Raw genomic sequence first — 12,045 nt, forward strand, 5'->3', positions numbered from 1 at the left:
GGCAATGACTAGGACCAGCATTGCTGCGGCAATCCGTGGTGCCATGCTCACCGCCGATCCCTCGGCCAAGGCCATGGCAACGCGCGCGGTGCGGCGCGAATGGGCGGCCGGACGGCTGGCATTCGCGTTCGACGCGGCAATGCCTGACGAGCCAGCCCGCCCGGCACGGCCCAAGTTGCTGCCGCCGAACGACATGCCCAAGCGCGGGCGTGGCGGTTCGGAGCGCGGCCGGCTCGCGCTGCTCCATGCCCTCGCGCATATCGAATTCGTTGCGATCGACCTGGCGCTGGATGCGGCAGGCCGATTCGGCGCCGAGCGCGGGCCGGACTTCGTCAGCGATTGGCTTGATGTGGCGGCGGACGAGGCGATGCACTTCTCCTTGCTCGCGCGCCGTTTGCGCACCCTCGGCTCGGACTATGGCGCACTGCCCGCGCATGACGGGCTGTGGGACGCCGCGCGCGAAACCGCGCATGATCTGGCAGCCCGGTTGGCCGTGGTCCCCATGGTGCTCGAAGCGCGCGGACTCGACGTGACTCCGGTCACCATCGAGCGCTTCGCGGCAGCAGGCGATCAGCGCTCGGCGCGGATTCTCGAGCGTATTCTGAACGACGAGATTCGGCATGTGCGCTACGGCACAACGCACTTCCTGAAACTGTGCGATGAGCGCCATGAATCACCACCAGCCTTGTGGAAAGCGCTTGTTGCACGGCATTTTCGAGGGGCCGTTAAGCCACCGTTCAACGACTCGGCGCGTCGTGCAGCCGGTTTATCGTACGAATTGATGTCAGGGGTTGTCTGATCAAGACACTTCCCCCTAACCCGATCCCGTCGAGGCAGCGGGAGGGGTTTCCGCTAAGTCCTCAGGGAGCTTGCCAGGCAGACCGGGATGATCCGGCAGGCCGTTGGCAAGATCCAGGTGGGTCGGCTCCGATAATATGCAGCGCATCTGATGCTGCACGGTCGGGGCGATTAAGGGTTAGCGGGTCGTAATGGTTAACAACAAGATTACGAAGCTGGTACTTGGCTCAATCGGTGCCCTTGCCTGTTTCTTCTCGGTTCCCGCCATGGCGAACAGCGCTGCGTCGGCCGATATTGCCGCCCCGCTCCGCGCTGCCGAAGCTGCCCGCAACGGCACCACCGCTGCTCCCGCCGATGATGAATTTCACAAGCTCTTCGCAAGCTGGAAGGCCCTTGAAACGGGTGGGCCACTTGGCGCTGCTGCCCCCGCCCAGCGTAATGGCGGTGTCTCGATCCCCTCGCTCGTTCCTGTTTCATCGAACCGCGCCATGAGCAGCGGCTTCGGCATGCGCGTTCACCCCGTCCTCGGCGGTCTGCGCGCGCACAAGGGCATCGATCTTCCCGCCACCACCGGCACCCCGATCCACGCTTCGGCTGATGGCGTTGTCGGCAAGGCCGACTGGTTTGGTGGCTACGGCCTGTTCGTCGAGCTGGAGCACGGCGGCGGCATGGAAACGCGCTACGGCCACATGTCGCGTATCGCGGTTGCCGAAGGCCAGCGCGTCCGCAAGGGCGACGTGATCGGCTACGTCGGCTCGACCGGCCGCTCGACTGGTTCGCACCTGCACTACGAAGTGCGCATCGGTGGCGAGGCGGTGAACCCCATTCCCTATATGCAGACCGTCGCACCGGGTGTCTCGACCGACACCGTTCTGGCGCAGAGCGACGTTCCTGCCCCGCTGGTGCGCTAAGCGCCGCGACAAAAGTCATCTTGGAGAGGATGGGATGAAGGCGGCGGAAACGCCGCCTTCTTCTTTTCTGGCATCCGCGCGTGGTGCGGAAATGCAAACCGCTGACGAATCCCGTTGCACGCATTAATCGAACGGTTAAACTCTCGGAAACAACGGCCTGATCGAGCCGCCGATCCTGAGAGGATGCGCATGCACTACCACCCCAGCGTCCACGCTAAGACCAACCCCGAAAAGCCTGCCGTGATCATGTCCGGTAGCGGCGAGGTCGTGACCTACGGAGAGCTCGAAGCGCAAAGCAACCGCTTCGCCCAACTGCTGCGTTCGCGCGGGATCGGCATCGGCGATACCATCGCGCTCTGCTTCGAGAACCACCCGGCTTTCTACTCGCTGTGCTGGGGCGCGCAGCGCGCGGGGATTGTCTACGTCGCCATATCCTCGCGCCTCACCCCGCCCGAAGTCGCCTATATCGCGCAGGACAGCGGCGCAAAGCTGCTGGTCGGCTCGGGCGCGCTCACGGCGCTGCTCGATGCTGTCGCTGCGCTGGCGCCCGAAGTCGCCCAGCTTCGCCTCGGCGGCAGCGGCGAGCTTGACCTCGCCGCTGCGCTGGATGCCATGCCAGTGGAGCCCATCACGGACGAACGGGCGGGCTGCGACATGCTCTATTCTTCCGGCACCACGGGCAAACCCAAAGGTGTCCGTGTGCCACTGCCGGAGGACCCGGCAATTGGCGGTGCCAATTCGCTCATCATGCTCGCAGGCGGCCCCTTTGGCATTCGCCCGGATGCGGTCTATCTCTCGCCCGCGCCGCTCTACCATGCTGCGCCGCTGCGCTGGTCGATGACCATTCACCGCTTCGGCGGCACCGTGGTCTGCATGGAAAAGTTCGATGCCGAAAAGGCGCTGGAAGCGATCGAACGCTACAAGGTGACCGACAGCCAATGGGTGCCCACCCATTTCGTGCGCATGCTCAAGCTGCCGGAGGAAGTGCGCACGCGCTACGATCTCTCGTCGCTGCGCGGTGCGATTCATGCGGCTGCGCCCTGCCCCGTGCCGGTCAAGCGCGCGATGATCGAATGGTGGGGCCCGGTGCTCAACGAGTATTACGCCGGCACCGAAGGCAACGGCTTCACGTTCATCTCCAGCCCCGAATGGCTGGAGCGCCCCGGTTCGGTTGGCCGCGCGCTGCTCGGCACGATCCGCATCTGCGGCGAAAACGGCGACGAAGTGCCGCGTGGCACCGAAGGCCAGGTCTTCTTCGAAGGCGGCAATCCCTTCGCCTACCACAACGATCCCGACAAGACGCGTGACGCCACCAACAAACACGGCTGGACCAGCCTTGGCGATGTGGGCTGGGAGGACGATGACGGCTACCTTTTCCTCACCGATCGCAAGAGCTTCATGATCATCTCCGGCGGGGTGAACATCTATCCGCAAGAGATCGAGAACCTGCTGATCACGCATCCCAAGGTCGCCGATGTCGCCGTGATCGGTGCCCCGGATCCCGACATGGGCGAGCGTGTCGTCGCCGTCGTCCAGCCGCATGACATTGCCGACGCAGGCGACGCGCTGGCCGAGGAGCTGACCGCATGGCTCGCCCCGCAGCTGAGCCGGGTGAAGCTCCCTCGCCAGATCGATTTCCGCGCCGAGCTCCCGCGCGAGCCCACCGGCAAGCTGTTCAAGCGGCTGCTGCGCGACGAATACAAGGCCGCCGCTGCAGCCGCTGCCTGACCCCTCATTCAAGGACGCATTCCATGGCTACTACCGCCGACCGTATCGTTCCCGAGGAAATCGGCCGCGCCGTGATCGATCCCGCCGCCTATGCCGCGTGGGATCCGCTGCTCGATCAGTTCGATGTGCTGCGCAGTGAAGGCTTGCAGGTGGCGAAGGTGGTCTCGTCGGTCGATCTGCACGAGCCGTTCTGGCTGGTCAGCGGGTTCGATGAAGTGATGGCCGCAAGCAAGGACAACGCGACCTTTCTCAACCATCCCAAGCCCACCGTGTTCACGCTGCGCAGCACCGATGCGCTCGCCCGCGCGATCACCGGCGGCAGTCCGCATCTGGTGCAATCCCTGGTGCAGCTAGATGCGCCGCTGCACCCCAAGCTGCGCCGGCTGACGCAGGAATGGTTCATGCCCAAGAACCTGCGCACGATCGAGGAGCGCACCCGCAAGATCGCGGAGGCCACAGTAGACCGCCTTCTGGCCGCAGGCGGTGAGGGCGATTTCACCAAGCTCGTTTCCTCGCCCTATCCGCTCCACGTGGTCATGCAGATCCTCGGCGTGCCGGAGGAGGACGAGCAGCGCATGCTCGTGCTCACGCAGCAGATGTTCGGCGGGCAGGACGAGGAGCTCAACCAGTCCGGCATCAAGGACCTGCCGCCCGAAATGATCACCCAGATCGTGGCTGGCGCGGTGAAGGACTTCGAGGCCTATTTCGCCGCGCTAGCCGCCGAGCGGCGCAAGAACCCCACGGATGACGTCGCCACGATCATCGCCAATGGCACGATTGACGGCGCACCGCTCGATGATGTGGTGACCGCCGGCTACTACATCATCACTGCCAGCGCGGGGCACGATACGACCAGCGCCTCCACCGCCGGGGCAATGCTGGCCCTGGCGCGCGATCCGCAGCAGTTTGCCCGGGTCAAGGCGGACCGCACCCTGCTGGCCGGGATCGTCGAGGAAGCGATCCGCTGGACGACGCCGGTGCAGCACTTCATGCGCACCGCCTCGGTCGATACCGAGCTCGGCGGGCAGAAGATCGCCAAGGACGACTGGCTGATGCTCAACTACGTCGCGGCCAACCACGATCCGGCGCAGTTCCCCGATCCGCGCCGGTTCGACGCGGCGCGCGAGGGTAACCGACACCTGGCGTTCGGGGCGGGCGCGCACCAGTGCCTCGGGCTCCATCTCGCGCGGCTCGAAATGCGCATCCTGTTCGAAGTGCTGCTCGACCGGCTGGACAGCGTGGAACTCGCGGGCGAACCCGCACGCGCCAAGTCCACCTTCGTCGGCGGGCTCAAGCGCCTTCCCCTGCGGTGGAAGGCGGCCTGAGCCGCCGGGTTACTGCGCCAGCAGACGTTGCATGATGGCGCGGACGTCGTCCGCCATGTCGGGGCGCTCAAGCGCGAGCGAAAGCGTCGCCTCGACAAAGCCAGCCTTGCTGCCGCAATCGAACCGGCGCCCAGTGAAGGTGACCGCGTGGAACGGCTGCTCGCCGATCATGCGCGCCATTGCATCGGTCAGCTGGATTTCGCCGCCCGCGCCCTTTTCCTGACCTTCCAGCGTGCGCATGACTTCGGGCTGGAGGATATAGCGGCCGGAGATGATGAGATTCGAAGGCGCTTCCTCGCGCTTCGGCTTTTCGACCAGCCCGGTCACTTCGGTAAGCTTGTCCGAAATGCGCGCACCGGGGGCGATCACGCCGTAGCTGGAAACCTCCTCCTCCGGCACTTCAAGCACGCTGATGAGGTTGCCGCCGACTTCGTTGTAGGCCTCCACCATCTCCTTCATGCAACCGGGCGAGCCGATCATGAGCTCGTCGGGCAGGAAAATCGCGAAAGGCTCGTCACCAACGATCGCGCGCGCGCACCAGATCGCATGGCCAAGGCCCATCGGCACCTGCTGGCGGACGGTCACGAGATTGCCGGGAAGGATGCGGGTGGCATCAAGGATCGAGAGGTCCTTGCCGCGATCGGCCATTGTCCGCTCAAGCTCGAAAGCCGTATCGAAGTGCTCGACGATGGCCGTCTTGCCGCGACCGGTCACGAAAATCAGCTGCTCGATGCCCGCCTCGCGCGCCTCGTCCACCGCATACTGGATCAGCGGCCGGTCGATGATCGGCAGCATTTCCTTCGGGATCGCCTTGGTCGCAGGGAGAAAGCGCGTACCCATGCCTGCCACGGGGAACACCGCCTTGCGGACAGGCTTGCGGACGGGCTGCGATGCATTGCTACCGGACATGTCGTGTCTGATCCCCCTTGCTGAACGGCCGGTAACGGCCTCACCCGCACTGTGGCATAACGTGGTGCTAGTGCGCCATCATTTCGATCCTGTTGCGCAAGGCCTCAAAAGCGGTAAACGACCGCGATGGACAAGATCATCATTCGTGGCGGGAATCGCCTTTCCGGCACGGTTCCAGTCTCGGGCGCGAAGAATGCTGCGCTGACCCTGCTACCCTGCGCGCTCCTGACCGAAGAGCCGGTGACGCTGCGCAATTTGCCGCGCCTTGCCGATATCGATGGCTTCCAGCACCTCCTCAACCAGTTCGGCGTTTCGACCTCGATCGCAGGCGCAAGGCCTGAAGATTTCGGCCGGGTGATGACCTTGCAGGCCACCCGCCTCACTTCGACAGTCGCGCCCTACGATCTCGTCCGCAAGATGCGCGCCTCGATCCTGGTTCTCGGCCCCCTGCTGGCCCGCGCGGGTGAGGCGACTGTCTCGCTCCCCGGCGGCTGCGCCATCGGCAACCGCCCGATCGACCTGCACCTCAAGGCGCTCGAAGCCTTCGGCGCACAGATTGAGCTCGCGGCGGGCTATGTCCGCGCGATCGCGCCCGATGGGGGCCTTCCGGGCGGCGATTACAGCTTCCCGATCGTTTCGGTCGGCGCGACCGAGAATGCGCTGATGGCCGCTGTCCTCGCGCGGGGAACCAGCACGCTGCACAACGCCGCGCGCGAGCCGGAGATCGTCGACTTGTGCAACCTGCTCGTCGCGATGGGCGCGCAGATCGAAGGGATCGGCACGTCCGACATCACCATCCACGGCGTGAACCGGCTCCACGGCGCGACCTATATGGTGATGCCTGACCGCATCGAGGCTGGCAGCTACGCCTGCGCGGCCGCGATCACCGGCGGCGATATCACGCTCGCCGGGGCGCGCGCCGAGGACATGGCGGCTACCATTCAGGCGCTGCGCGATGCGAATGTGCTGGTCGAGCAGGTCCGCGGCGGCCTGCGCATTGCCAGTGATGGCCAGTTGCGCCCGGTCACGCTTTCAACCGCGCCCTATCCGGGCCTTGCGACGGACATGCAGGCACAGCTCATGGCGATGCTGTGCCTTGCCAATGGTTCGAGCGTGCTGACCGAGACGATCTTCGAGAACCGCTACATGCACGTGCCCGAACTCAACCGCATGGGCGCGCATATCGAGACCAAGGGCCGCACCGCCATCGTCCACGGCGTGAGCAAGCTGTACGGCGCCGAGGTGATGGCGACTGACCTGCGCGCCTCGATGAGCCTCGTGATCGCCGGGCTTGCTGCCGAGGGCGAATCGCAGGTCCACCGGCTCTATCACCTCGATCGCGGCTATGAGCGGCTCGAAGAAAAGTTTGCGCTGATCGGTGCGGATGTGGAGCGCGTCGGCGGCGACTGATGCCGGTTCCGACGCTGGCAGAACTGACCCGGGTTTTCGCGCGGATCGGTTGTCTCAGCTTTGGTGGGCCCGCCGGGCAGATCGCGTTGATGCAGCGCGAACTGGTCGATGAACGCGGGTGGGTTGAACAAGGCGCGTTCCTGCGCGCGCTCAATCTCTGCCATCTTCTGCCCGGCCCTGAAGCCCAGCAACTCGCCACATGGATCGGCTGGCGGCTGCATGGTGTGCGCGGCGGGCTGATCGCGGGGCTGCTCTTCGTCCTCCCCGGCGCGGTGGTGATGCTGGGGCTTTCGCTGCTCTATGTGGCGGCTGCCGGGCTCCATTGGTTTGCGGCCCTGTTCCTTGGCATCAAGGCGGCGGTGCTGGCCGTTGTCCTGCAGGCGCTGGTGCGCGTGGCGCGGCGGGCGCTGGGCACGCGCTTCAAGCTGGCGCTGGCGGTGCTGGCCGCACTGGCGCTGACGCTCCTGCACGCGCCCTTCCCGCTGGTGATCCTGACGGCCGGTCTGTTTGGCGCGGCAGCGGCGAAGTGGGCGCCGCAGTGGCTGGGCACACACCATGCCGCAACCGGCGACGGCCCGCTGCAAGCCCCACGTCGGCTCGTGGTACTGACCAGCCAGACCATCGCGGTGTGGCTCGCCATCTGGGGCTTGCCTATGGCGCTGGTGTTCGTCACGCTCGGTCCCGATCACGTGCTGTGGCAGGTCGGTTTGTTCTTCTCCCGCCTCGCCGTCGTTACCTTCGGCGGAGCTTATGCAGTGCTCGCCTATATGGCGCAGGCGGCCGTGAGCGGGTTCGGCTGGCTTTCACCAGGCGAGATGGCGGACGGCCTCGGCCTTGCCGAAACAACGCCGGGTCCGCTGATCATGGTCACGCAGTTTGTCGGCTTCATCGCCGCGTGGCGCCATCCGGGGGGCCTCTCGCCGCTCGTTGCCGGCTTGCTCGGCGCAGGCCTTACCACATGGGTTACCTTCGCCCCCTGCTTCCTGTGGATCTTCGCCTGCGCGCCGTGGATGGACCGACTGGAGCGCGCCGAACAGCTGCAAGGCGCGCTTGCGGCGATCACGGCTGCGGTTGTCGGCGTGATCGCCAATCTGGCGCTGTGGTTTGCCTTGCATGTGCTCTTTGGCCGCGTCTCGGCAGCGGGAATGCCCGATTTCGCCAGCCTCGACTGGCGCACCGCCATGATCGCCACCGGCGCCGCCGCGATGCTCTTCCTCCTGAAACGTGGGATCATGCCAACGCTCGCCGTCGCCGCGGCAGCGGGCTTCGCTCTCTCAGCCCTCTAGCGCCCGCGAGGCAAGCCACAGGCGGATCGCACCAGCGAGCCCCGGCGGCGTTTCAGCGCCAATCCGTTCGGCATCGATCCGCGCGACAAGGGCGTTGATCGGCACGCCTTCCGCTTCAGCAGCCGCACGCAGCCAATCCCAGAACAGCGGCTCAAGGCTGATCGAAGTCTTGTGCCCGGCGATCTCGACAGAGCGCTTGATGGGTGGGTGGTATGGGACGGCCATGGACGGGAGATACGAATTATTGGGGGTGGCCCGCAACAGGCGGCGTCTCTAGATCGGCGGAATGTCGAGCGGATATCAGGCACTCACCGAAAAGGAAAAGGAAACGCTGCGCCTTCTGCTTGGCGGGCATGATGCCAAGTCCATCGCGCGCCACCTCGATCTTTCTGTCCACACCATTCATGAACGGCTGCGGGATGCCCGGCGCAAGCTGGCGGTATCAAGCAGCCGAGAGGCAGCGCGACTGCTGCACCAGATCGAAGCTCATCACCCCGAATTGCTGGGGGACAAGCCAATCGGGGGTGCAGCACTGCCCGCTGCAGAGCATCCAGACCGGCAGACAGCCCCAGGTGATGGCGATTGGCGCCGCGCCGGGTGGATTGTCGGAGGACTCGCCATGACCATCAGCCTTGCCTTGCTTGCCTTGATTGCCCAGTCCGGCACCCACGCTCCTTCAGGAGCCATGGAGCTTGCCAGTGCGCCCGCCAGTCCCGCTGCCGCAGTTACGCCCACTTCGGCGAGCGAAGCGGCTGCGACAGATGCGGCGCGGCGTTTCCTTGCCATGCTCGACCGTGACGATTGGACCGCGAGCTGGCAGGCCACCCACAAGTCGTTTCAGTTGCTCAATACGGTCGAATGGTGGGCGCAGGCCTCACAATCGGTGCGTTCCCGGGTCGGCAAGCCGATATCCCGCGAGTTGGCGACAGTCGATTTCACCGCCGCGCCGCCCAATGGCTACTGGGTAATCACGTTCACGGCCCGCTACAGCAATCAGACCCGCGTGACGGAAATGCTTCAGATGGCCTCTGAAGGTGACGGCTGGAAGGTGGCGGGAATTACCGTCGAGTGAAGCCGAGGTGCTGCCCCGCCCAAGAAAGGGCGGGGCAATCACCGATCAATACATGTGCTGGCCGCCGTTGATGCTCATCGTCGAGCCGGTGACGAAAGCCCCGTCTTCCGAGGTCAGGAAAGCAACGCCGCGCGCGATCTCGTCAGCCTGTCCGAGGCGGCCGACCGGGATCTTGGCGACGATCTTCTCCAGCACCGGCGCGGGCACTGCCGCGACCATATCGGTGTCGATATAGCCCGGCGCGATGGCGTTCACGGTCACGCCGTACTTGGCGCCTTCCTGCGCCAGCGCCTTGGTGAAACCGTGGATGCCGGACTTGGCCGCAGCGTAGTTCACCTGGCCGTACTGGCCCGCCTGCCCGTTGATCGAACCGATGTTGACGATGCGGCCCCAGCCGCGCTCACGCATGCCGGGAAACGTGGCCTTGGCCATGTTGAAGCAGCCGCCGAGGTTGATGCGCATCACCTCGTTCCAGTCGTCGAAAGTCATCCTGTGGAGCACGCCGTCGCGCGTGATGCCGGCATTGTTGACCACGATGTCGATCGGACCGACCTCTGCAGCGATCTGCGCGCACATTTCAAGCGTCGCTTCATGATCGCCCACATCAAAGCGATAGGCCTTGATACCGGTCCGCTCCGTGAACGCGCGCGCCTTTTCCTCATTGCCTGCATAGTTGGCAACAACCGTGCGGCCCTGCGCCTGCAGCGCGAGGGAAATGGCTTCACCGATACCCCGAGTACCCCCGGTAACCACAGCAACGCGCGTCATTGTCTTCTCCCTCTCCAATCCATCGCGGGGAGGGTAAACGCAAGGCTGCTGGCCGACAAGCACTTAGGCAGCGGGCATATGTCCGCACCGCATCGGTTCACAACGGCAAGGGTTAGAACCGGAACTGGGTTCCGACGTAGACCGCCTGGCTATCCTTCTTGCCATCGGTCAGCGGACGAAGCCGATCACGCTCGGGCGAGTACCGCACGCCGGCGGTCACATCGAGGTTGCGCGTCAGGCGATAGCTTCCGCCCAGATCGACCTGATAATCATTCTGGCTCTCGAACGTCCGCGGGGTGTGGCCGACATGGTCACGCGTATCGAGTTCGATCCGCGGGGCAAGCCGCGACGAAACGCCGGACGAAGGCGTGATGAAATTGTCTTTGCGGCCGATGGCGCGCAGGTCAGGCATGTCCAGACGCTGGATATCGAGCCGCGCGCTCTCACGCGAGACACCCGGTGTTGCCGCGAAGCTCTGATAGCCGCGGGCAAGGCCGAGATTGTAGACCATCGGCGCGATCCGAATCGGCGCAGCGCCGGGTGCGCTCACTCCCGCAGGCAGCGACGTGCGAACGACAAGGTTTTGCGAGCCGATTTCGTTGACTCGCACAGCCACCGTCACCGCGCGATCAGGACGATTTTCCATCCCGGCGGGGGTGAAGCGGAACAGCCGGCCATGACCGGGAGTACGTCCCTGGATCTGCGCAGTGATTTCCGAAACGAGCTTGGGATCAACCGACGCAGGCGTGAACGAGCCGATTCCGCCGCGCGCCGAGAGGCTCACCGGTGAAGAGACGAAGCCGCCAGCCAAAGCGCTGCCAAGCGCGGGCGCCGCGACCATGCCGAGCAGCGCGCAACCGAACAACGGCAGCACGCGCGCACGGAAAACTCCGTGCGATTTGGCTCCCTTGATCGTCTTGCCACTCATGGCCAGCCTGGACTTTCCCGTTACCGAGCCACGCAAATCGCCACACCAGCGAATCTGAACACGCGCTCTGTAAGTGGGACATACGGTGCCCGAAGGATAATTTCCAGTAGGACAACGATTTTCTGGTCCGCTGACAGCGTGTCTTGGCAAACCTGTTGCACCTGGCCCACAGGTCATCGTTTTGCCGACAACCGGGCCCTGCTCATTCATACTGGCATAAGCCGCAATCTGCCATTCATTGCATGGCCCTTGCGGCGCGCGGCGCGGGGGTGATAGAGCGCCAGCCGCAAGGCGTCGCAAAGGCGCGGATTTCACAAGGCAGGACGCACGGCGAGGCCGCGCAGGCGCCCGCCAGCAAGGACAGTATGCACGTGACGACACGCCCCCGCATTTCTTCTTCGCTCGTCCGGGGCATCGCAACCGGCCTGCTCGTTATCGCCGCAACCGGCCTCGTGGCGGGATGTGGCGGAAAGCCGCGCCCCAAGCTGGACCTCGCGGCCAGCAAGGTGACGACGATCGGCGTCAACGCCTACTTGTGGCGCGCTACGCTCGAGACGCTGTCGTTCATGCCGCTCGTGCAGACCGACAGCAACGGCGGCGTGGTGGTGACGGACTGGTACGCCAATCCGCGCAACCCGAACGAGCGAATGAAGCTCACCGTCTCGATCCTCGACCAGGATCTGCGCGCGGATGCGCTGCGGATCGCCGCCAGCCGCCAGGTGAGCCAGGCCGGAAACTGGGTCGATGCCCCGGTTCAGGCCGCCACTGTCCAGAAGCTGGAAGACATCATCCTCACCAAAGCGCGCGATCTGCGGCGGCAGACGCTGGTCCAGGGCTGAATTCCGGGCGGGTTTACCTTCGCCTGACAGTTGCACGGCTCCGCGCCGCTCCCTAGAGGGGGCGGCATGAC

General features: G+C 65.1%; 12 protein-coding genes. 8 read left to right on the top strand and 4 right to left on the bottom strand.

Annotated elements, in window-relative coordinates; all coding sequences use genetic code 11:
* Positions 1-4: 4 nt before the first annotated feature.
* The 4 genes from ACO06X_RS10055 to ACO06X_RS10070 all read left to right on the top strand — a co-directional run bounded on the left by ACO06X_RS10055 (position 5) and on the right by ACO06X_RS10070 (position 4,762).
* The gene (locus tag ACO06X_RS10055; RefSeq protein WP_421839775.1) at positions 5-799 is read left to right on the top strand and encodes a ferritin-like domain-containing protein; all 795 of its coding nucleotides are present in this window, start codon (positions 5-7) and stop codon (positions 797-799) included.
* Between the two features lie 265 nt (positions 800-1,064).
* Complete coding sequence (locus ACO06X_RS10060; protein WP_421839776.1) at positions 1,065-1,709, top strand: M23 family metallopeptidase; 645 nt, start codon at positions 1,065-1,067, stop codon at positions 1,707-1,709.
* Between the two features lie 189 nt (positions 1,710-1,898).
* Positions 1,899-3,437 carry an acyl-CoA synthetase gene (locus ACO06X_RS10065; protein WP_421839777.1) on the top strand — a complete coding sequence of 513 codons (1,539 nt, stop codon included), beginning with the start codon at positions 1,899-1,901 and terminating at the stop codon, positions 3,435-3,437.
* Positions 3,438-3,460: 23 nt separating this feature from the next.
* Complete coding sequence (locus ACO06X_RS10070) at positions 3,461-4,762, top strand: cytochrome P450 (protein ID WP_421839778.1); 1,302 nt, start codon at positions 3,461-3,463, stop codon at positions 4,760-4,762.
* Between the two features lie 9 nt (positions 4,763-4,771).
* Here the strand turns inward: ACO06X_RS10070 and galU are convergent, their stop codons facing one another.
* Positions 4,772-5,671: a UTP--glucose-1-phosphate uridylyltransferase GalU gene (galU, locus tag ACO06X_RS10075; protein WP_421839779.1), complete on the bottom strand. Its 900-nt coding sequence runs from the start codon at positions 5,669-5,671 to the stop codon at positions 4,772-4,774.
* Between the two features lie 126 nt (positions 5,672-5,797).
* On the opposite strand from galU, the gene murA reads away from it, so the two are divergent.
* On the top strand, positions 5,798-7,081 hold the full coding sequence (murA, locus tag ACO06X_RS10080; RefSeq protein WP_421839780.1) for a UDP-N-acetylglucosamine 1-carboxyvinyltransferase: 1,284 nt from the start codon (positions 5,798-5,800) through the stop codon (positions 7,079-7,081).
* Complete coding sequence (chrA, locus tag ACO06X_RS10085; RefSeq protein ID WP_421839781.1) at positions 7,081-8,367, top strand: chromate efflux transporter; 1,287 nt, start codon at positions 7,081-7,083, stop codon at positions 8,365-8,367. Before murA ends, chrA begins: the two co-directional genes overlap by 1 nt.
* Here the strand turns inward: chrA and ACO06X_RS10090 are convergent.
* The gene (locus ACO06X_RS10090) at positions 8,356-8,592 is read right to left on the bottom strand and encodes a ribbon-helix-helix domain-containing protein (RefSeq protein WP_421839782.1); all 237 of its coding nucleotides are present in this window, start codon (positions 8,590-8,592) and stop codon (positions 8,356-8,358) included. The genes chrA and ACO06X_RS10090 overlap by 12 nt on opposite strands.
* A 61-nt stretch (positions 8,593-8,653) precedes the next feature.
* On the opposite strand from ACO06X_RS10090, the gene ACO06X_RS10095 reads away from it, so the two are divergent.
* The gene (locus ACO06X_RS10095) at positions 8,654-9,439 is read left to right on the top strand and encodes a DUF4019 domain-containing protein (protein ID WP_421839783.1); all 786 of its coding nucleotides are present in this window, start codon (positions 8,654-8,656) and stop codon (positions 9,437-9,439) included.
* A gap of 45 nt (positions 9,440-9,484) precedes the next feature.
* Here the strand turns inward: ACO06X_RS10095 and phbB are convergent, their stop codons facing one another.
* Entirely contained in the window at positions 9,485-10,207 is a 723-nt protein-coding gene (gene phbB, locus ACO06X_RS10100) for an acetoacetyl-CoA reductase (RefSeq protein WP_298166123.1), read from the bottom strand.
* Between the two features lie 112 nt (positions 10,208-10,319).
* Entirely contained in the window at positions 10,320-11,135 is an 816-nt protein-coding gene (locus ACO06X_RS10105; RefSeq protein ID WP_421839784.1) for a hypothetical protein, read from the bottom strand.
* A gap of 365 nt (positions 11,136-11,500) precedes the next feature.
* Between ACO06X_RS10105 and ACO06X_RS10110 the strand changes: the two genes are divergently transcribed.
* The gene (locus ACO06X_RS10110; RefSeq protein WP_298166160.1) at positions 11,501-11,974 is read left to right on the top strand and encodes a DUF3576 domain-containing protein; all 474 of its coding nucleotides are present in this window, start codon (positions 11,501-11,503) and stop codon (positions 11,972-11,974) included.
* Positions 11,975-12,045: the final 71 nt, after the last annotated feature.

Origin of the sequence: Novosphingobium sp. (assembly GCF_965229225.1) — a bacterium.
Taxonomy (GTDB): Bacteria; Pseudomonadota; Alphaproteobacteria; order Sphingomonadales; family Sphingomonadaceae; genus Novosphingobium.